We start from the raw sequence: 18,965 nt of genomic DNA, 5'->3' as shown, positions 1-18,965 counted from the left end.
ACATATGAAGTGGCTTATCTTTACAAGTGTTTTTGCGGCGCTCGGGCTGACCGCATTGAATGTTTCCGCGCAGCGGTACGTGGGTTCCCAGACATGTCAGGGCTGTCATCCATTTGCTTATCAGCAATGGGCAGCAGGGCCGCACATGAATTCCCATAAGTCTCTTACTGCTCCGCAGCAAAAAGACGCAAAATGCAACACGTGTCATATCGCGAAAACGTCAAAGCAACGCAGCGTTGTCAATGCGGGACCTGTAGGTATTGGCTGTGAAAGCTGCCATGGACCAGGCCAATACTATCATCCTGATTATGTCATGAAGGATAAAGAGCTGGCAGCGGCAGTGGGTTTAATTACGCCGACCGAAGCCAACTGTCGTCAGTGTCACACTGAAGGTACACCGAGTATTCGTGTGTTTGATTTTGAGACGTTTTGGAAAGAAATCGATCATGGCAAAGCGGCTCGTGAACGATGGGAAGCCGAACAAAGCGCTGCCACTCCATAGCGCTTAAGGTACGCGTAACGTAGTTTGCGCAGAGTGATAGAGGAAATTATGGCACCGCGATTTATTGCATCCTCCCCAAATTTTTCGAAATTACCGGTACTTGATTTGCCGGAAATTGCTTTCGCTGGCCGTTCCAATGTTGGCAAGAGTTCGCTTATCGGTCGTCTCATTGGGCAAGCAAGTCTGGTAAGGACGTCCCGTACTCCGGGTCGAACGCAGATGTTGAACCTCTTTCAGGTTGATAACCGCTGGGCTTTTGTTGATTTACCGGGTTACGGCTACGCCAAACTTTCCAAAACTCAGCGCAAAGAACTTCAAATTATGATTGCTGACTATTTGGCGCGTCGAGATACCCTGCGAGCAGTTGTTCTGGTTCTTGATGCTCGGCGCACGAAGGTGAGCGACGATGACCTGACGGCCGTTGATTGGGTAGCCCATCATAATCGCTTGCTCGTTCCCGCTATTACAAAATCCGACTTGGTGCCGAAGAACAAGCGTCTAAACCATGTTCGTCAGATTGAAAAACAACTTCAGGTTCAGGCCGGCACCGCCGTGGTCTGCTCCGCTAAAAGTGGTGAAGGCAAACGCGCGCTATACAGCCGCCTGATAGAGGTCTGCGGATTGTGAGATTTGCAGCATGCATCGCACTTTTGACGTTTGTTTTGCCCATGAATCTTTCGGCCAAAGAGCGAGGCGTTGCGATCGATCAGATCATCGCAGTTGTCGGCGCTGAAACGATTACCGAAAGTGAGCTGCGTCAGGAGTCACGAATTGCTTTAGCCTTTAGAAAAGGCGAGGTGGCAGCTCTAACGCCATTGGATGCGGAGGTTTTGGTAGCCTTTCGCGATTATATTGTAAACCAAATGGTGGTTGCAGTTCATGTTCGTCGCCTTGGAACCATTGAGTTGCCTCGTAAGAAAATCGATGGTGCCCTTCAAAAGTTCAAAGCGAAGTTTCGCTCGCCCAGTGCATACGACGCCTTTAAGCGGCGTTTTGACATAAGCGAAGAGAAAATTCGAAGCACCCTTCGAAGAGAATTGCGAAATCAAATATTCATTGAAGACCGATTACGTTCACGACAATTAACGCAGCGATTTGGCGGGCAGAACAAATCTTGGTCCGAGGAGGCCATGAATACTTTGTTCACTGAGATGAAACAGACAGTGCAGATTCGATTTTTAGGGCCTGATCAACAACTCGAAATACAGTGACCGATGCGATGCTGATTCGTCGTGCGCAGGGTGACGACCTGGCTCCTCTTAGGGAGTTCGTTGAGGCTCAACCTCTTGGGACCGGGTGGACTCCAGATAGCCTAGCGGACACTCTGCAAAACCCCCAAGACTCCATTTGGCTTGGCTTCGATCAAGTGAGCCGACTCCAAGCTATCTTGATTACGCGCGTGGTCGCGGGTGAGGCCGAACTTCTCAATATTGTGGTGGCCGAAGGAATGCGGCGTAAGGGCTGGGGCCGCGCCTTGGTAGGGGAGTGGGTTGCGTCTATGAAAAAAGAGTTGGTCAAACGCCTCTTCCTTGAGGTTCGTGTTTCTAACTTGCCCGCAATTACTCTCTACGAAAACTTCGGATTCAGTGAAGTGGGCCGTAGGGCGAGATATTACCAGCCCGATCAAGAAGACGCATTGGTGCTCGCACGCTCGCTTTAGGTGCTCCTCTTCCACTTGCGAGAGCGGGGTGGCGGAGGTAGGACACTGCCAAAGAGGAAACACGCATGTACAGTTTGGTTCGACCTGTTTTATTTCAATTTGATGCCGAAACGGCGCATAATTCAGTGTTTAAAATACTGCGCTTAACTGGCTCTGCGGGTCGTATGATGGCGACTATTGCCTACGGAAAACCAGATAAACGCTTGGCTACGCATCTGGCCGGTATGGAGCTTACGGGGCCTGTTGGGCTTGCTGCAGGCCTTGATAAAAATGGAGTGCTGGCTCGTTTTTGGCCAGTCCTTGGGTTTGGCTTCATTGAAATGGGTACAGTGACGGCGCACGCTCAGTCTGGAAACCCAAAGCCAAGAATGTTTCGCTTCCCCAGCCATGGCGCATTGGTCAACCGAATGGGCTTCAATAACGAAGGCTCTGAGGTTTTGGCGCAGCGCTTGGTTGAACTCGGTAGCCGCGATAAATCGGTTGGCGTACCCTTGGGCGTAAACCTTGGGAAGTCGAAGATTACAGCGCTTGAAGATGCTGCCGAGGATTACGCGACGAGCACCAAACGTGTTGCAGGACACTGCGAGTATTTGGTTGTGAATGTAAGTTCTCCAAACACGCCGGGGCTTCGAAAGCTCCAAGATCCCGAGTTTCTAAAAGACATCACCGCAAAGGTGAAAGCGCACAGCGATATTCCGGTTTTCGTTAAACTGGCACCTGATTTGGCAGACGAAGGCCTGAAGCATGCCGTGGACGTTGCAACGCACGCCGGGGCTTCTGGAATTATCGCCACGAATACCACCATCGATCACCACGGCATTGCCGATGTGGGCGCAGGCGGTATGTCGGGTAAGCCACTGGCAAAACGCTCGCTTGAGGTGATTCGAGCTGTATCGAGCATGACGGATTTACCGATTATTGGCGTGGGCGGTATTGCGAGTGCAGAGGACGCCATTGCAGCCATCGCCGCGGGTGCCCAAGCGGTACAAATTTACTCAGCACTTATTTTCGAAGGGCCTGGCTTGGTTTCACGAATCAACGCTGGCATCTTAAAAGAAATGAATAAGCGCGGAATCGATACGTTCGATGAGTTTCGGGCAGCTCTGCAATCAGCTTAGATTTTAAGGAAGCATTCGTGTCGCTTTATCCAAAACGAATCATATGCCTTACGGAAGAAACCACTGAAACTCTTTACCTCTTAGGTGAGGAAGACCGAATCATTGGAATCTCTGGATTTACTTATCGGCCACCCGAGGCTCGAAAAAATAAGCCCAAGGTAAGCGCATTTGTAGATGCAGATATTCCAAAGATTGAAGCTCTGAGCCCAGACCTAATCTTGGCCTTTTCCGACATCCAAGCTGATATCACCCGTGAACTGGTCAAGCGTGGCCATACGGTGATGACGTTTAATCAGCGCAGTCTCGATGAGATTTACCGTGCAATTATAACCACCGGTGCTTTCGTGGGGCGCAGCCAAGAGGCCAAGTCATTGGTGGAGAGCTACCAGGAACGCATTACGAAGATTCAGGCTCGAACCAAGCGCTACCCCAAGCGTCTGAAGGTTTATTTCGAAGAGTGGCCTGACCCGATGATTTCGACCATTCGCTGGGTGTCTGAACTCATTGAAATAGCAGGTGGTGAGGATATTTTTAAAGAGCTTCGAGAAGCCGGTCTGGCCAAGGGTAGAATTATCAATCCTGCAGATGTTGTGGAAAGAGCGCCGGATATCATTATCGGTTCTTGGTGCGGTAAAATGGTAAAGAAGCAAGAGATACTTGAACGAGATGGCTGGGACTCAATCCCAGCAATAAAAAATAACCAAGTTCATGAAATCAACAGCACATTGATTTTGCAACCAGGGCCAGCTGCTCTCACGGACGGTTTGGATGCCCTCGTATCAATTATTGAAAACGCACTAGAGAAAACGGCTTAGAGTTTCCTGGAGAGCATCGAGCTCTGGTCCTGCGTAAGCCTCGCTAAGTGCGATGGTGCGCTTCTTGTCGCCGCCATGGATGACGATAACTTTCTTATCCTGCAGCCAGCTAAGAGCCGACCCAATCAAGGTCTTGTTGGCTGCCTCAGGTCTTTTGAGTTTGCCTTCAAGGAAAGCTCGGCGTGTTTGCTCAAGCGCTCGGTTTGTTAGTTCTTTTTCCCAGAGCGGGAAGCGGCGCAGCTCGGTGACCGCTCCAAGAGTTGCCCAATAGGCCTCCACGAAGCTATCTAAGAAACCTGAGAGTAGGGCCAGCTTCTCTTTATTACGCATGATGATGGTGTTGTTTTCAGTGACATCAAGGTAACCGCGCGCGGCAAGCGTTGCGAGGCATTCGTCAAATGCAACATCGAAGTTTACATCGGTTCGAAAAACGAATTCACGCTTGAAGATAGACGAGAGTAAATCTGCGCCCGCCTTAACATCGTCATAGGAAGCCTCTTCTTTATCGTCTCTAAGGAGGCATCGCGCGATAAGTGCCGATGGTGCAAAGTGGTTGATGCTCTGATTCTTGGGGAAATCAAGCTCAACTCGGTGGTCTTCAGAAACATAGTAAATAGGTTCGGCGTCGCCGCGCCCAGGACGCTCAACCGAAACGGTGCCATCATCAACCAGCTTTTCGACAGCCTCGAGAACGGCAGCCTCGCGTGTTGCTTGGTGCTGAAGAGGAGACGAGAACCGAGCGGACTCTTCGTCGAGAAATTCTAGCATCCACTGACTTTGTTCGGTGAGGCTTGATTGAGAAATACCTCGGCCATGGTGATTCAAGAGCACTGTGGCAGCAATGGTTGTTGGCGTCACTGTGCATGCTTTAGAGATACGATGGAGAATATCAAAGCCCAGCCGCTGGACGCCCTTGCGCCAGCTCTCATCGTGACTCTGGTCTGCACTTTGCTCCAAGTCCGATTTTTCTGCGAATTCACGCATCGATAGCGGTTCACCAAATTGAAGATGAAGCCGTCCATATCGAGAGCGAAGTACGCCGGTGGTGCGAAGCAAAGCACCCATATCTTCTTTTTTCTTTTCGCCGCCGCGAAGCTCGCGAGCATAAGAGCCAGCCTCGATAATTTTTTCGTAATCAATGGAGACGGGAATGAATTGAAGGTCTTCCTGGGCCCCTCGGCGCCAAGCGTCGACAACCATATTGAGAAGTCCGTATCGTGGCATGAGAAGCTTGCCGGTTCTCGTTCGGGTTCCTTCAAGGAAAAACTCGATGGAGATACCCGTGTGCAGAACCTCATACATATAGGCTTTGAACACGGCACCGTAGAGTGCGTTGTCTCGAAACGATCGTCTAAGGAAGAAGGCTCCGCAACCTCGGAATATCAATCCCATTGGAAAAAATGAGAGGTTGATGCCGGCAGCAATATGAGGAGGCATCATGCCATTGCGCCAGAGAGTGTGGGAGAGGGCCAGGTAATCCACGTGGCTTCTATGACATGGGCAAAAGATAAGTGGCCCTTTACGCGCAGCTTCTGTGAGCTTGGCGTAGCCTTCGGAGTCAAAGTAAACGCCGTCGTAAATCCGGTTGAACAAGATTGAAATCATGCCCTCTAAAAAGCGAAGCATGTTGACGTTGTAGCGGGCGGCAATTTCTTTGACGTAAGACCCGGCTCGTTTCTCAATCGCTGCCTCGGTACGGCCGGAGCGTTTGGCCTCATCCCGAATGACATCTCGAAGAAAGGGTTCTCGCAATACGTGACGCGCCATAGTTTCGTGATCTGGAATTTCAGGTCCGGCAATCACGCGCTCTTCTTCGGTGAGGCGTTTACTGAGTTCATGGCTTAGCTTACGAGCGAGTTTTAAATCCTCGGCCTCTTCTTGGCCGTTTAAAAACTCTTGTAGGTTGACCACGGTACCGGTGCGGATGGTGGCTGTTTTCAGCGTAGATACGCGTATTGCCATCTCTCGAAGTGACCCAGGTTGACGGCGACCGCCAAAAATCCGCTTGGCCAGTTTGCCGGTAGAACCACTGAATGCTCGGTCGGTGAGAACGTGTGGAATAATATAAATCGGTTTGTCGATAACACGCTGAACTGCAACGAGAGCCCGCACGAAGTTATTGGGGCCTCCTTTGCGTCGCATTTTGATACCGCTTCTGGGTTGCAGCATCAGAAAGGAAGTTTGTCCTCTTAATACTGCGTCTGCGTAGCGAGCTTCTTCAGCACCAGGTGTCGATGATTGATAGCTCTCACGCCAAGGTCCGTTGGGCGGGTCGCTTCGCTTAAGCCACCAGCGCCAAAGCTTACTGATGGGTTGCCAGAGTACGAAGCTAAATCCAGCAACATATTGCGCCAGGGGAAGCCCTAACTTTCGCAGTGCGTGGTTTAGGTAAAGGTAGAGCCACGCGGAGGGTGCTCTTGCCACGTAAACGACAATGCCATCTTTGGCCAGTGCGTTGATTTCGTCAGCGGACTGCTGGGGATAATCAATGCCATCGAAAAGACGGCCGAAGAACCATTGAAGAATTTTACTGTACCGTGTGTGCATCATGGGTGCATCACTGGGCTCGGTTGATGGCTGAGAGCTCTGCGGGCTTGGAGTGTTCATGATTTACTTCGTTAAAGCTTTTCGTTGATAAAAGTCGCAGCCGCGGACGCGTTTAGCGTTTGTTGGCCTCGCGTAGACGCCGGGTAAGAACCTTTATGATTCCCTGCGAGATTTCTGGTTTTTCGTTTAGAATTTCTCCAAAATCGCTGTTTAGGATTTTGAGAAGGATAAGTTCTGAGAGTGCTGTCACCGAAGCCGAGCGAGGTTCCGCATCAAGAATGGACATTTCTCCGAAGCATTGTTTGGTACCCAGTTCAGCGAGCTGCTGTGAGCCGGCATGGACGCGCACATTACCTTCAACAATCAGGTACATTGCATCGCCTTGGTCACCTTCTGCGAAGATAGTTGATTCAGTTCCGTATTCCACTTCGTCAGTAATCCGAGCGATGTGGGTGAGTTCTTCACCGGGGATGTTTTTGAAAAGGTCGACGCCTTTTAGAAACAACACTTTTTCAACGGTACTGATCACGAGTTTACAAGTCCTCAGTTAATTAGGTGAGCCTTAGCCATACATATACAAGGTGGAGCATAAGGAAAAGCCCTCATAAGCTTCGATATATAATCAAAACTGTGAAAAATTTTACGCACTTAGGGCCTATTGCACTGGGCTTACACTCTCGGTACGAGGGAGTGATGACGGGCAATGAGATTAAACTGGCGCTAGAACAAAAATATCGCCTCATGCTGATGATGCGTCTTGAGCGTGAAGCCCTTGAATCTCGTGGAGTTTTTAAGCTGAGCGGTGAGCCCGCGAGGCAGCGCAGGGAGAGTTCAAAAGCTCTGGCTGATGCTTTTCCAGGAGCTCTCAAAGAGCTAGACACTCAATCCTCACAGGCGCTTGAACAAAGGCTGGAGATACTTGAAAGAATTCCAGCTGGGCCCGTTGATCTCCCCGATTGGGCTCAGGTGTGTTGGGAATACCATGCGTTGTTGAAGCAAGCACTGGCGGTTAAAGCCTGGCTTGGGAAAAACAATGTAAAATCAGTGCCATTGGCGAGCCTTGAGAATGATTGGCGGGAAGCCGAAGGTACTTTTTACTCTATTGGCGATTGGCCGGTGCCTTATCGCGGAACAAAACTTTTAGGGCTGATTGCGAAACCACCGGGTGGTCGCCTTTCCCAGCTGGTCTGGGAAGTGTTAGAAGAACGTTTCGAGTTGCCGGTAGCAAAGCTTCGGCATTTAGTTTTTGGGGTAGAGTATGAGTGAACAAGCCATGGTGCATTCGCTGTTGAGCGACCTACGTGAAGCGTTGGTGTTTCAGCGTGAGCTTGGTTTGCAAGCACTCGAAATCGACGACAAAGTTTTAAGGCCTCGAAAAGCTCGGTCGAGTGCATCGCCGGCGGAAGCTGAAGTTGGAAGTCTGGGGGGAAGCCACGGCTCGGCTCCTGAGCAAGCCCGAGAAGAGCTGGCTCGCATGCTAAAAGGCGGTGCTAAGCTGCCTGGTCAAAACGACTCGGCGGTCGCAAGCTCCGGGCAATCCGGCGATTCCAAGCTCAGCCCACTGCATCAAGCTCAAAGTAATTTGGTCTTAGGAGCGGGTAATCCGAATGCGCGATTGATGTTTGTAGGCGAGGCACCAAGACGAGATGTAGAGCTTTTGGGTGAACCCTTTGTGGGACCGGCCGGAGATCTCTTAACGAAGATGATTCAAGCCATGGGCCTTGAGCGCTCTGACGTGTACCTTACAAATGTTGTGAAACGGCGGCGCGCTCGCCAAAATCAGACTGAGTCGGTCTCACCAGACGCTTGTAAAGCGGTCCTAAGCCAACAGATAGATGTGATTCGTCCAGAAGTGATTGTGACTTTCGGGGAATTCGCGACCGAGCTCTTACTCGGTGACAACACGCCGATTTCTAAGATGCGAGGGCAGTGGTGTGAGTCTGAGGGCGTGGCTGTGATGCCAACTTTTCATCCCAACGAGCTTTTACGTGATGCTGCTAAAAAGAAACCTGTTTGGATGGATCTTCAGGTTGTCATGCACCGCCTCGGTTTAAAGCGGCCCGGTTCATAGCACGAAGTGATTGAACTCTGATTTGGGGTTTACCGAGTCTGGCGATACAGTCGTCTCGATGACCGACTCTTTCAGCAAATCCCTAGCTACAGGCTTTAAACACTTCCAAAAAGTGCCGGCTCAACCCTGTTTTCATATCATGACGATTTGCTGTTTGCTGGCAACGCTTTGGGGCTGTGCGACGACTCAAACTCGGTCGCGAGTTCATTCAGGCCCCGCAGGTGTGCAAAAAATATCGATGCCGGGAACCGTCATCCGCATGACTCCGGACCCCATTATTCTAGAAAAGGTATACGATGCCCCAAGGCTTTTTCATCTCGCTGGGGAAGCCGAGCGCCGTAAGGAGTCGGCGCTTGCGATTGTACTTTATAAGAAGCTGATTGAAGAGTTTGATAATGTGGATTACCAGCAGGTGAGTCTCTTCAACCTTGGTATGCTTCATGAAGACAAAGAAAAGTGGGCTGAGGCCATTGGGTACTATGAGCAGGTGATTAAGCTCTACGATGGAATGCCAATCGACGAGGACCAGCTTTATTTTGATACGTTTATGCGTTTGGGGGTCTGCTTTGCCAAGCTCGAACGCTGGTGGGACGCGGTTTACGCTTTTGAGAATCTTGTCAGTTTAGAGTGGATTGATGAGCAAGACCGGATGGAAATTCAGCTGGGCAAGGGGATTACCTTCGAGGGAGCTGGTGAAACCACTTTGGCTGAGTCTGCTTATTCAAGAGTTTTAAGTCTTTATCGACGTTTGCAACGAGGAATCGGCGGCGACAGGACGATGGCTGCAGAAGCAGCTTTTCGCCTCGGGGAAATGACGCGGAAAAAATATGAGGCGGTGGAATTAAGCTACCCTATTGAACTGCTACGAGAGCGGCTTGAAACCAAGTGTGGATTTTTACTGACGGCTCAAAATCGCTACCTGCGTTCGATTCGATTTGGTGACGGCCACACCATGGCCGCTGCTGGTTACCGATTGGGTGATTTATACGAGGACCTTTATCAAACCATCGTTTCTTTTGAGCCTCCCGAGGAGCTAAGCGAAGACCAGATAGAGCTTTATGACGAGGAAGTGCGCCGAAAGGTGATTGTATTACTCAAAAAGGCCATCCGGATTTACGAAAAATCTTTAAAATTGGGGAAAAGGCTTCAAAGTAGCGAAAGCTGGCTTATCCAATTGGAAAGGGCGTTATCTCGCATGAAAACTCTTTATTTAGAGGAAGAAGCGGCCTTTAAAGACCCGCTCTAGGTCAGTTCATGAGATCATGGCTTGACCGTCCCGGCTTGATTTCAGTATGGTGGAAGAGAATTAAAACCCTAAAAAGGCCTTTAAACGCATCACTAAGATGGAATTTCAACTAAATTTAGAATTTGAATTGGACGACCAGCGCTTCACCGTTGAAACGCTGGCCAGTGACTTTGAATCTCATCAGGACAAACTTGCGGACATTGTACGCGAGGAAGGTCGGATTCTCGTCGCTACTTCAGCCGTTAAAGACTCAGGTGATTACAGCGAACCGCTGATACGCTTGGCTGGTCAATGGCTACGAAAACTTCAATGGATCATCGCAGGGGACTCGGAAACGATTCCATTTCGCAACAGCGAACAGTGCTTTGCATTTATGCCTGCTGGTGGTGGCGTTGAAATAAGCCTCTTTGAAGGAACCGAACTTGAGGTAGAAGATTATATCTTCGAACCGGTCACGGTCCGCCTGGAGACACTTGTGCGAGCAAGTGTTGAGATGGGCGATGCCCTGGTTGGGCTTATTGAGAAGATTGATGCTTCGTTGCTTGAAAGCGATGAAGACTGCAAAGATCTCAAGTCGGATTTAGAAGAGTCAAAGAAGGCGTGGCACAACTACGAGTTGCACCGTCGCTGATTCTTAAGAGCTTCGATACAGTCTATCCTTAAAAACCTCCAAGGACTTGGTGAGCTGGGAATAGTTCGTCGTCGAAAGCACTTTCATTTGTCATGGCAATCATTGTTCAAAAATATGGTGGGTCTTCTGTAGCTGACGTGGACAAGCTTCACGCTGTGGCTCAATCCGTGGCAAAGCGGGTTGCCGCCGGCGATAGAATTGTCGTGGTTGTCAGCGCAATGGGTAAAACGACCGACCAGTTGTTAGCTCAAGCGGCCTTGGTCACTCAAAACCCTCCTCAGCGTGAACTTGATATGTTGGTGACGGCAGGCGAGCGCATCTCCATGGCACTCTTGAGTATGGCGATGCACAAAGCCGGGGTGAATTCGATCTCGTTCACCGGAAGTCAGTCGGGGATTATCACAGAGAACAGCCACCAAGGTGCCCGTATTATCGAAGTGCGTCCCTACCGAATTCAAGAGGCACTGGAAGCCGGGAAAGTGGTGATTGTGGCGGGTTTTCAAGGGGTAAGCCTTGAGCGTGAGATAACAACCCTTGGCCGAGGCGGCTCAGACACCACGGCTGTTGCCATGGCGGCGGCGCTGGAGGCTGAGGCCTGTGAAATCTATTCAGATGTTGATGGCGTCTATGATGCAGATCCCAACGTCTGCCCGCAGGCCACACTGCTTTCAGAAATCGACTATGAAACGATGCAACACATGGCGGCCGCGGGTGCTCGGGTTTTAAATGCTCAAGCGGTAGAATTTGCGCGCAAAGCCGGTATTCAGATCTTGGCCCGTAAGACCGCCGATACAAGTGGTCGTCAAACACGAATCAGTGCGGATGCAAAGGTTGAAGTGGGGCACGTCACAGCTGTCGTAGGCGCTCCCGATGCGTCGCTGATGCACGGCCCCATTCAAGATGTTTCGAGTTTACTCGAGGATGTAGAGCGCTTGGGCGCCACGGTCTTGGCCATGGCGACGACGCAATCTGGAGTGCTCCTGGTAAACCGAGCTCAAATTCCAGGAAAAGAGCACCGTGGTTTAGAAGCTGTCGCCTTAGCTCATGGCATTCGTGCTGAAGAGGTTTGTGCCCTAACACTTGTAGGAGCGGGTCTTATGGCCGTGGTTTCTCAGGTACTGGGACAATTAAACGATGCCAAGATTGTTCATACAATGCTTGGTGCCTCTGACGGAGCCATTGCCTTGGTGGTTGCGAGCGAAAGTTTAGACCAAGCTCTCGAGATGCTGCATGCCAATTTTCGCCTTGGTTAGCGTGAGTCTTGAAGCCCGATTTGAATTCGAATGCGCTCAATGAGTTTGTTGAGCTTACGAGCTGATTTGTACCACGGAAAGATAAAACGAACTCCAACGCCGGATTCACCTTCTGTTCGGCTCCAAACAACTTCAGCATTGAGTGTGATACCCGAGCGATAGCCAGGGGGGCGCAGTTTTAGCTTAATGATGCTTCCAACAGGTGGAGGGTCTTTGGTCAGTAGAAAGGCACCGCCATGGCTGAGGTTGTCAGTGACATCCGTCAGAAATACGCTGTCGGTTGCATAATCAACTTGAAGAAGAGCAGGGAGCCTCGATGACCGGCGTCGTTGAATAACGATGTTACGCCCGTTTGCAAACTCGAGCAGTACATCTCGGGCCTTGCGTTCGCTCTCTGGGAATTCAACGCCCGCACCAGCTGGAAGTTCGGTTTGATTCTTGAGGCGCCGCCATTTAACGGTTCCACGGATGTGGAAGACCCGATTCTCTTCGAGGAAATAAAGCTCAAGGTTAACCTCTTGACCTAATTCCAAATCTACACGGCCGGGAACCAGAATTCCGCCCGAGCTATTTTCATGAAAATAATAGGTAAGAAAGTCTGCACCATTTTGCAGCTTGATTTTAACAGTCTTGAGGACTGGAATGTCGTGCTGGTCGTCCACAGCAAGAAGCCTTCCGTATCTTAGCCAAGGGATGAATCCACTGGCGTAATTATTTTATAGCTGCGGGTCCTACCGTATCTACTGAGGAAAGTGTAGTGCAAAGCTTGGTCTTTAGGCAGAAATTGGCGGACTCTTTTTAAAGGTATGACGGCCCGGTTAGAGCTGAGCCCGTACCAAGCTTATATCGGGGATGACTCTTAAGTATCTGAAATTAAGGGGTTACTGTGCGCGGCTTGCACTTTGCTGAGCCACTGTCGCAACTTTATGGCGGGGCAGCTTCGCTTTCTCAAGGGCGAGACGAGGTGCCAGTTCCGCTGCGAGATTGGCGTAGGCCAGGGCACCCGGTGAACGTGGTGCAAAGCTGAAGATATGTTTGCCGGCAAGGTGTGCTTTGTTCAGCGGCGAGCTTTGCGGGATCCGGGTCTTAAGAAGTTGCTTGCCGTAGAGGTCGTTTACGCTTTCTTCAATATCTGAATTCATGCGCGTCGCTCTGCCGTCAACTCGGGTGGCTAAGATTCCCAAAACACCGAGCTGGCGATGTAAACGTGTTCTTAGCGTTTGAACAGTTGCGAGAATATCACCAACACCTTCAAGAGCCAGCATCGACATATCGCTTGGAACAAGCAATTGGTCGGCGGCGCATAGTGCGTTGAGGGTAATGGTCCCAAGGTTGGGCGGGCAGTCTAGAATGATGAGTTCATAATGACTGCGGGTCGTTTCGAGAGCGCCTTCGAGGATAAGCTCTTTGCCAATTTTCGCAGAAAGAACCATTTCCGTTTCGGCCAGACCTTTGTCGGAACCCGCCAGATCCAAATTAGGGCAGTCCGAAGGATAAGCCACTTCAAATACTTCACGGGCTCGGCCGAGTAGAACATCTGAGATGGTCATGGAAGTCGCTGGCGTTTGTGAACGAAGTGATGCGGCTACATGTGCTTGAGGATCAAGATCCACCAACAAGGTTTTCACGCCGCGCTTAGCAAAGGCCACAGCAAGATTCACGGAGGTGGTTGTTTTACCAACACCGCCCTTACTTGAAGCAACTGCAATGGTAATTGCCTCATGCTGACCTTTCTCCAAAGGTTCCGCTATGAGGTTACGAAGTCGTCCAGCAATTCTGTTGCGAATATTATTAGCCATGTTTTCCCCTCCATGTATGAACTCGCGCAAGTTCCATGGTTCGAACACTATCGTATGACGCATCGCGCTGTTCATATGGGTAGCACGGATGGATCGACGTTGAAAGTCATTATTTGTGTCTATTGATTGAAACGCATGGCTTACGCACGTTCTTAAATCTGTTTGTGTTCCACCACGGGTTGCCCGTCGATTATCAAAGTGACTTCGCGAATTGCGACATCGCTCATCGCTTCAATACTTCGAATGGCCAGGGTTACCGTGAGAGGGTTAGGAAGAGCCGCTTTGTCATCTACGGTGGCGGCCTCTTGCAAGCTTTCCCCCAATTGTTGGCGGATGGTGCCCTCGTTTTCAATGAGAATTTTCGCAACGTTTTCCAGTTCTGTGGAGTCACCGTTTACTGAAAGATTTGTATCCAAAAGCAGCTGTGCAAGCTCTGAGAGTATGGTCTCCTCTTCTTGAAGCTCTGCACTTCGTGTGGTGAACACGTCGAGTATAATCGAGGCGCCGATAAGACCCGTTTCATTGAGTAGGCTGCGATGCTCCTCAGGAATTTGAGGAGGTTCAAGTTTCATAAAATTATACCAGGGGTTATCTAGGTTGCCTTCAGAAGATGTTTGGCCAAGCTGTTGTCGAGGCGAATCCTGAAGGGCGCTGCTTTGATGAGACTCTCCAACTTTGACCAGTGAATCTTTTTGAAGCTCTAAAACGTTTGGCGCTTGAGACGCGTCGGGAGTAACGGCGGGCTGAGTCCACGGCAAAACAACATGGCGAATCGGTCCATCCATGTCTAACTCTCCGGCTCTATTTCAGGAAGATAAGACAACACAGTGTTTTCGCCTGAACCGTTTTCCGCTGAGCAGATATTTCGGCGAACCACCACAGCCGTCTGGGTTACATCGCTGCTCTTGGTCGCTCCGCTTTTTGAAGGCCGGCGTCTTCTAACAACCGCGGTAATGGTGACGGATTCATCGAAGGTCATCAGCGTCGTTTGCGGTGGCGTCGGCTTGGTTTCGGACGCGGTTATGTACGGCTGGGTTACTTCGTATTGGCTGTTTTTTAAGGGAAGCGGTTCCCCATTTGGAAGTTTGAAGGTCCTCTTTGTTTCGGGCAGAGGAGCGGGCACAGTTTTGGGTGGAAGGGTTTGTGGGCTGGAGTCACCGAGGCATGCTTTGATGATGCTCAAACGATGAAGACTGGCTTCGGGTAATTGAACGTCGCCGGGAATTTCACCGCAGCTTTGCCTAGCTTGCTCCAAAAGTCCTGCTTTTAGTAGGGCCTCGAGTAAAGTGATGCGAATGGTAAGGTCGTTTGGGCATAAGGTGGACGCTAATTTAAGTGCAGTGGCCGCGCTCTGAGCTTGCCCGGCTCGTAAGAGAGCGATGCCCAGGCATTGATAGTATTTCGAGCTAAATGGGTAGAGTGCGACAAGCCCTCGTAAGACGGTGACTGCTTCGTCCACCAGGCCAAGCTCGAGCTTTTCAGCGCCCAGCTCACACAGAGCGTCCAACTCGGCCCGGGTTAAACCACACCCTTCAGCGAGACAAAGCCGTCCTCTGGAGATTGCGTCTGTGATTTGCTCATGAAGTGCTTGCGAAGATCGCATAATGATAGGCTATCTCGGCTAGCAGCCGAGGTCGATGGCGAATTCTTCTCTAGGGTTTGCCTTCTGGGCGTGTGCAACGTATTTTAAAATCTGAGTCACGCTTTAATCACATAAGGGCCCAAAGCGAATGAAAAAAGTCGAAGCGATTATCAAGCCGTTCAAACTCGATGAAGTGAAGGGCGCTCTCCATGAAATAGGTATTCACGGTATCACCATCACGGAAGTGAAGGGTGTTGGGCGTCAAAAAGGACATACCGAGCTCTATCGGGGCGCGGAGTACGTTGTTGATTTTCTACCGAAGGTAAAAATTGAGATCGTTGTTCCAGATGATGGCACTGAGGCCGTGGTTGAAACCATCACGAAGGCCGCGTTCACGGGCCGTATCGGTGACGGTAAAATATTTGTGATGCCGGTGGATGAGGTGATTCGGATCCGAACGGGCGAGACAGGGCCGGACGCTCTCTAGGCTTAGGCCATTCCCATTAGATTCTAACTTGCTGTAATCACTTGATATATAATTCTTGGGTGGTGGATTCCCTCCATTTTTGCTCGGAGTCACAAAAAACGTAAGATCTTAAAGATTTCCGGAATAAACGCAGTTGCCCGGTCGTTTAGTATGAGAAAGCCAATTATTTCAGTACTCTGGACAGAGAGCAGCATTGAGACGACCATGTTAAGATTGAGAAAGCCACCCACAAGCCAAGAGACTTTTGAGGACCTGATCCAGGTTCACCTCGATGGCCTCTACGGCGCAGCTTTGCGTTATACCCGTCAGCCTCAAGCGGCTGAAGACCTTGTCCACGACACTGTCGTCCGGGCACTGCGCTTTAAAGAAAGCTTCGAGATGGGTACCAATTTTAAGGCATGGATTTACACCATTCTTACGAATACCTTCATTCATAAATATCGGCGCAGTCAGCGTGAGCGCGAGATTTTGAATGGTACCACACGCCGGGATGTCGAAAGCCGTCTCCATTCGGAAGAATCTCGAGAAGCTGCTCAAAATCCAGAGAACAGCTATTTACGAGATATGCTCAGCGACGATGTGTTGGCCGCCCTCGATGACTTACCGGAAGACTACCGCACCGTCATCGTACTCTGCGATTTGGAAGGCCTAAGTTACAAGCAGATTGCTGAAGCCATCGATCGCCCAGTAGGTACCGTCATGAGCCGACTCTACCGAGGACGCCGAACACTCGAAACGAAGTTACGCGGCTTGGCGAAGGAGCGGGGCATTATCAAAGGTGAAGCAGATACCGACTCAGATTCCGAGAAAGTACTCGATATGAATCGTTTTCGTAGGAGACGTGAGGCATGACATTGGATTCGGCCATGGATTGCGAAGAGTCACGGCGTTTGATTCCATTTTTTCTGGATGATGAACTTGATGCTGAGCAAAGTCTTCTCATGGAAGTGCACGTGGCAGCATGTGACGCGTGTCAAAAAGAACTCCAGCAAGAGGGTGAGCTGCGCTTGGCACTGCGCCGGGCGGCTCAACGTGTGGTGGCTCCTCAGAGTTTACGACGACGGATTCAGGCTGAGATAGATGCCAGTGAAAAGCGTCCTTCCGGGTTTAGGAGAATGGTTCCGCTTGCCGCCGCCGCCGCGCTTTTGATTGTGCTGGCTGGTGGTCAGATGTTTGATAATCCGGGTGATGAGCTAAGTACTGTTACATCACGACACGCGCGCAATTTGCCGATGGATGTCTCTGGGGCAGATTGGCAAAGTGTTCAAACCTACTTAAATACACGCCTGCCGTTTTCGGTCCGTCAGCCTGAAGTAGGAGACTCACAGTCTGCTGCTTTAGTGGGCGGCCGTATCACTCAAGTGGGCAATCAAGAAGCGGCGTATCTACGTTACCGTTTACCGCGCGGTCATATTTCGATTTTTGTTTATCAAGACCAAGACGGCAAGGCTTCAGAAGTCGCGCCCGGCTATCGCATGGGTCGTCACGAGGTGATGATGCGACAAATGAAAGGGCTGAATATTGCGCGGTGGCGCGAAGGAGGCCTGGTTTATTCGGTGGTCAGCGAACTGCCCGAACGTGAGTTGCAAGCCTTCTTTGGTATGCGGGCTCGTTAATCGAATTTTCCTTTGAGCCCCCCTATCTTTTCTGTTTTCTCCCCCAACATTTTGTAAGTCCAACTTCTCGGAGTAGGTCAGAGACGACTTGTGAGTAAAGTTTTTCTGTGAAACGGTCTCTTCGGAAGGTGGCACCATGATCCTGACGAATATTGAAGAAGTTCCTGGCCGTAAAGTGATTGCCTGTATGGGTTTGGTAAGTGGCAGCAATGTGCGCGCTAAGCACCTTGGCAGAGACTTAATGGCTGGTTTAAAGAATATCGTTGGCGGCGAGCTGGTTGGTTATACCGAGCTGCTTCGGGAAGCGCGGCAGCATGCGGTCGAGCGTATGATAGTTGAAGCTGAAGGCCTCGGTGCAAATGCTATCGTGAATGTTCGTTTTTCAACCGCTGCGGTCACTCAAGGCGCTGCTGAATTGTTTGCCTACGGTACGGCCCTGAAAGTTGAGTAGATAGTGGAAGTCACTTTACTCCAGGTCGTTTTAATTTTCATCGTGCCGTTCATTATCTTTATCGGCGGCGCTCTAATGGGCCGGCGCAATGAGAAAAAGCATTTCGAAGACCTTGCCCGCCGTGAAGAGACCCACAAAACATTTCTAGTCCAAAACTGGTCAAAAATACCGGAGGGCCATGTCGTTTCGCGGGCCGATTTGGTTTTTGGAACAGTCGTGATTTCTGAGGATGTCTGGAAAAGATTTTTGGCGCGCCTCAAAGGTTTGGTGGGCGGCAACATCAAAAGTTACGAAAGTTTAATGGACAGAGCTCGGCGTGAGGCTTGTTTGCGTATGTTAGAGGATGCAAAAGTTATGGGAGCCGACACTGTCATCAATATCCGATATGACTCGGCGGATTTAGGCTCGATGTCAGGCCAACAAGCGTCGCCCGTAGGGGTTGAGGTCATGGCATTTGGAACTGCTTTAAATTTGAGAAAGGCTGAAGTGTAGCCGGCGGCATTCTACAGAAACCAGCAAAGCTTGCTCTTGAAAGCCCAGACTACATATAATCCCACTATGTCGAATGTCCTCATCATTGATTCTCTGCCGGCTGACCATGACGAGCTCGCCGCCCACCTGTCCCATGTGGGACATACCTGTCAGCGGATAGCAGGAGGCAGCGAAGGCCTCGCTATGGCGCGGGAAAACCCGCCCGAGTTGATCATTTTAGCTGTGGAACTTGACCGGGTGAGCGGCTACGCCATTTGTAATAAGTTCAAAAAAGATCCGAACCTTAAAGAGGTTCCGTTGATTCTAGTTAGTGCTCAGGCCACGCCAGGTGATTTTGCTCAGCACCAGAAGCTAAAAACGCATGCTGATGGATATGTTCACAAGCCCTACAGTTTAGAACAAATGGTTGGACTCTTAGGGCGTTATATCTCGAGCGAAGAAGATGAAGATATCGATATTGGCGATGTTGATGCCACCATGGCCATTTCGGTCGATGATTTAGAACAAGCACTGGCGGCGCGCTCGGGCGCATCTGAGCCTGAACCTGAGGGGGAGGAGCTCGATATTGAGCTGGATCTCGACCTCGATTTGGATATGGAGCTGGAAGAGGAGCCTGAGGGAGATTTTAGTGCTTTGCTTCAGGATGCTAAAAATAGCGAAACTGAGGCTTTGGCGGGGACCCCCGAGGTTTTGAT

General features: G+C 50.5%; 23 protein-coding genes. 17 read left to right on the top strand and 6 right to left on the bottom strand.

All coding sequences use genetic code 11. The features are described from left to right. Nucleotides 1–4 precede the first annotated feature (4 nt). The 6 genes from HOK28_13165 to HOK28_13140 all read left to right on the top strand — a co-directional run bounded on the left by HOK28_13165 (nt 5) and on the right by HOK28_13140 (nt 4,095). A complete protein-coding gene (locus tag HOK28_13165) occupies nt 5–502 on the top strand; it encodes a hypothetical protein (GenBank protein MBT6434043.1) in 498 nt (165 codons plus the stop codon). 48 nt (nt 503–550) lie between these two features. Then, nucleotides 551–1,129 carry a YihA family ribosome biogenesis GTP-binding protein gene (locus HOK28_13160; protein ID MBT6434042.1) on the top strand — a complete coding sequence of 193 codons (579 nt, stop codon included), beginning with the start codon at nt 551–553 and terminating at the stop codon, nt 1,127–1,129. After that, nucleotides 1,126–1,713 carry a hypothetical protein gene (locus tag HOK28_13155; GenBank protein ID MBT6434041.1) on the top strand — a complete coding sequence of 196 codons (588 nt, stop codon included), beginning with the start codon at nt 1,126–1,128 and terminating at the stop codon, nt 1,711–1,713. The genes HOK28_13160 and HOK28_13155 overlap by 4 nt, the downstream gene beginning before the upstream one ends. Before the next feature lie 8 nt (nt 1,714–1,721). Beyond that, on the top strand, nt 1,722–2,162 hold the full coding sequence (rimI, locus tag HOK28_13150; protein MBT6434040.1) for a ribosomal protein S18-alanine N-acetyltransferase: 441 nt from the start codon (nt 1,722–1,724) through the stop codon (nt 2,160–2,162). A 65-nt stretch (nt 2,163–2,227) separates the two neighbouring features. Further along, entirely contained in the window at nt 2,228–3,280 is a 1,053-nt protein-coding gene (locus HOK28_13145; GenBank protein ID MBT6434039.1) for a quinone-dependent dihydroorotate dehydrogenase, read from the top strand. Between the two features lie 17 nt (nt 3,281–3,297). Continuing rightward, entirely contained in the window at nt 3,298–4,095 is a 798-nt protein-coding gene (locus HOK28_13140; GenBank protein ID MBT6434038.1) for a cobalamin-binding protein, read from the top strand. Here HOK28_13140 and HOK28_13135 read toward each other — a convergent pair. Together HOK28_13135 and HOK28_13130 are read right to left on the bottom strand one after the other, a co-directional pair. Next, a complete protein-coding gene (locus HOK28_13135) occupies nt 4,078–6,702 on the bottom strand; it encodes a hypothetical protein (GenBank protein MBT6434037.1) in 2,625 nt (874 codons plus the stop codon). The two genes, HOK28_13140 and HOK28_13135, sit on opposite strands and share 18 nt — an antisense overlap. Nucleotides 6,703–6,754: 52 nt before the next feature. Next, nucleotides 6,755–7,171: a cyclic nucleotide-binding domain-containing protein gene (locus HOK28_13130; GenBank protein ID MBT6434036.1), complete on the bottom strand. Its 417-nt coding sequence runs from the start codon at nt 7,169–7,171 to the stop codon at nt 6,755–6,757. Between the two features lie 164 nt (nt 7,172–7,335). Here HOK28_13130 and HOK28_13125 point away from each other — a divergent pair, with 164 nt between their 5' ends. The 5 genes from HOK28_13125 to HOK28_13105 all read left to right on the top strand — a co-directional run bounded on the left by HOK28_13125 (nt 7,336) and on the right by HOK28_13105 (nt 11,843). Then, entirely contained in the window at nt 7,336–7,908 is a 573-nt protein-coding gene (locus tag HOK28_13125) for a hypothetical protein (GenBank protein MBT6434035.1), read from the top strand. A gap of 208 nt (nt 7,909–8,116) precedes the next feature. Beyond that, entirely contained in the window at nt 8,117–8,713 is a 597-nt protein-coding gene (locus HOK28_13120; protein MBT6434034.1) for a uracil-DNA glycosylase, read from the top strand. A gap of 10 nt (nt 8,714–8,723) precedes the next feature. Continuing rightward, on the top strand, nt 8,724–9,959 hold the full coding sequence (locus HOK28_13115; GenBank protein MBT6434033.1) for a tetratricopeptide repeat protein: 1,236 nt from the start codon (nt 8,724–8,726) through the stop codon (nt 9,957–9,959). A gap of 97 nt (nt 9,960–10,056) precedes the next feature. Next, a complete protein-coding gene (locus HOK28_13110; protein ID MBT6434032.1) occupies nt 10,057–10,590 on the top strand; it encodes a hypothetical protein in 534 nt (177 codons plus the stop codon). Nucleotides 10,591–10,682: 92 nt separating this feature from the next. Beyond that, nucleotides 10,683–11,843: an aspartate kinase gene (locus HOK28_13105; GenBank protein MBT6434031.1), complete on the top strand. Its 1,161-nt coding sequence runs from the start codon at nt 10,683–10,685 to the stop codon at nt 11,841–11,843. On the opposite strand, the gene HOK28_13100 is transcribed toward HOK28_13105, so the two are convergent. The 4 genes from HOK28_13100 to HOK28_13085 all read right to left on the bottom strand — a co-directional run bounded on the left by HOK28_13100 (nt 11,840) and on the right by HOK28_13085 (nt 15,245). Next, nucleotides 11,840–12,505: a TIGR02266 family protein gene (locus HOK28_13100; GenBank protein MBT6434030.1), complete on the bottom strand. Its 666-nt coding sequence runs from the start codon at nt 12,503–12,505 to the stop codon at nt 11,840–11,842. The genes HOK28_13105 and HOK28_13100 overlap by 4 nt on opposite strands. 219 nt (nt 12,506–12,724) lie before the next feature. After that, nucleotides 12,725–13,642, bottom strand: coding sequence for a ParA family protein (locus HOK28_13095; protein ID MBT6434029.1), 918 nt, complete (start codon nt 13,640–13,642; stop codon nt 12,725–12,727). A gap of 152 nt (nt 13,643–13,794) precedes the next feature. After that, nucleotides 13,795–14,427 carry a hypothetical protein gene (locus HOK28_13090; protein ID MBT6434028.1) on the bottom strand — a complete coding sequence of 211 codons (633 nt, stop codon included), beginning with the start codon at nt 14,425–14,427 and terminating at the stop codon, nt 13,795–13,797. A gap of 2 nt (nt 14,428–14,429) precedes the next feature. Further along, nucleotides 14,430–15,245 carry a tetratricopeptide repeat protein gene (locus HOK28_13085; protein ID MBT6434027.1) on the bottom strand — a complete coding sequence of 272 codons (816 nt, stop codon included), beginning with the start codon at nt 15,243–15,245 and terminating at the stop codon, nt 14,430–14,432. A 127-nt stretch (nt 15,246–15,372) separates the two neighbouring features. Between HOK28_13085 and HOK28_13080 the strand changes: the two genes are divergently transcribed. The 6 genes from HOK28_13080 to HOK28_13055 form a co-directional block, all read left to right on the top strand. Further along, on the top strand, nt 15,373–15,711 hold the full coding sequence (locus tag HOK28_13080; protein ID MBT6434026.1) for a P-II family nitrogen regulator: 339 nt from the start codon (nt 15,373–15,375) through the stop codon (nt 15,709–15,711). A 204-nt stretch (nt 15,712–15,915) separates the two neighbouring features. Next, nucleotides 15,916–16,563, top strand: a complete 648-nt coding sequence (locus HOK28_13075) for a sigma-70 family RNA polymerase sigma factor (protein MBT6434025.1) — start codon at nt 15,916–15,918, stop codon at nt 16,561–16,563. Beyond that, complete coding sequence (locus HOK28_13070) at nt 16,560–17,327, top strand: hypothetical protein (protein ID MBT6434024.1); 768 nt, start codon at nt 16,560–16,562, stop codon at nt 17,325–17,327. The genes HOK28_13075 and HOK28_13070 overlap by 4 nt, the downstream gene beginning before the upstream one ends. Nucleotides 17,328–17,463: 136 nt before the next feature. Beyond that, a complete protein-coding gene (locus HOK28_13065; protein ID MBT6434023.1) occupies nt 17,464–17,778 on the top strand; it encodes a YbjQ family protein in 315 nt (104 codons plus the stop codon). 3 nt (nt 17,779–17,781) lie between these two features. Continuing rightward, nucleotides 17,782–18,270, top strand: a complete 489-nt coding sequence (locus HOK28_13060) for a heavy metal-binding domain-containing protein (protein ID MBT6434022.1) — start codon at nt 17,782–17,784, stop codon at nt 18,268–18,270. 66 nt (nt 18,271–18,336) lie between these two features. Further along, a partial coding sequence (locus tag HOK28_13055; GenBank protein ID MBT6434021.1) for a response regulator occupies nt 18,337–18,965 on the top strand: 629 nt, incomplete at its 3' end.

It is taken from the genome of Deltaproteobacteria bacterium, from assembly GCA_018668695.1.
Taxonomy (GTDB): Bacteria; Myxococcota; XYA12-FULL-58-9; order XYA12-FULL-58-9; family JABJBS01; genus JABJBS01.
Note: the sequence above shows the minus strand (reverse complement) of the source record. Positions and strands in the feature narration are given on the sequence as shown.

What these genes read in the sequence shown, in the direction of transcription:
- HOK28_13165 (MBT6434043.1), top strand. Translation starts at nt 5, where the DNA reads ATGAAGTGGCTTATCTTTACAAGTGTTTTTGCGGCGCTCGGGCTGACC.
- HOK28_13160 (MBT6434042.1), top strand. Translation starts at nt 551, where the DNA reads ATGGCACCGCGATTTATTGCATCCTCCCCAAATTTTTCGAAATTACCG.
- rimI (MBT6434040.1), top strand. Translation starts at nt 1,722, where the DNA reads ATGCTGATTCGTCGTGCGCAGGGTGACGACCTGGCTCCTCTTAGGGAG.
- HOK28_13145 (MBT6434039.1), top strand. Translation starts at nt 2,228, where the DNA reads ATGTACAGTTTGGTTCGACCTGTTTTATTTCAATTTGATGCCGAAACG.
- HOK28_13135 (MBT6434037.1), bottom strand. Translation starts at nt 6,702, where the DNA reads ATGAACACTCCAAGCCCGCAGAGCTCTCAGCCATCAACCGAGCCCAGT.
- HOK28_13125 (MBT6434035.1), top strand. Translation starts at nt 7,336, where the DNA reads ATGACGGGCAATGAGATTAAACTGGCGCTAGAACAAAAATATCGCCTC.
- HOK28_13120 (MBT6434034.1), top strand. Translation starts at nt 8,117, where the DNA reads ATGCTAAAAGGCGGTGCTAAGCTGCCTGGTCAAAACGACTCGGCGGTC.
- HOK28_13110 (MBT6434032.1), top strand. Translation starts at nt 10,057, where the DNA reads ATGGAATTTCAACTAAATTTAGAATTTGAATTGGACGACCAGCGCTTC.
- HOK28_13105 (MBT6434031.1), top strand. Translation starts at nt 10,683, where the DNA reads ATGGCAATCATTGTTCAAAAATATGGTGGGTCTTCTGTAGCTGACGTG.
- HOK28_13095 (MBT6434029.1), bottom strand. Translation starts at nt 13,642, where the DNA reads ATGGCTAATAATATTCGCAACAGAATTGCTGGACGACTTCGTAACCTC.
- HOK28_13090 (MBT6434028.1), bottom strand. Translation starts at nt 14,427, where the DNA reads ATGGATGGACCGATTCGCCATGTTGTTTTGCCGTGGACTCAGCCCGCC.
- HOK28_13085 (MBT6434027.1), bottom strand. Translation starts at nt 15,245, where the DNA reads ATGCGATCTTCGCAAGCACTTCATGAGCAAATCACAGACGCAATCTCC.
- HOK28_13080 (MBT6434026.1), top strand. Translation starts at nt 15,373, where the DNA reads ATGAAAAAAGTCGAAGCGATTATCAAGCCGTTCAAACTCGATGAAGTG.
- HOK28_13075 (MBT6434025.1), top strand. Translation starts at nt 15,916, where the DNA reads ATGTTAAGATTGAGAAAGCCACCCACAAGCCAAGAGACTTTTGAGGAC.
- HOK28_13070 (MBT6434024.1), top strand. Translation starts at nt 16,560, where the DNA reads ATGACATTGGATTCGGCCATGGATTGCGAAGAGTCACGGCGTTTGATT.
- HOK28_13065 (MBT6434023.1), top strand. Translation starts at nt 17,464, where the DNA reads ATGATCCTGACGAATATTGAAGAAGTTCCTGGCCGTAAAGTGATTGCC.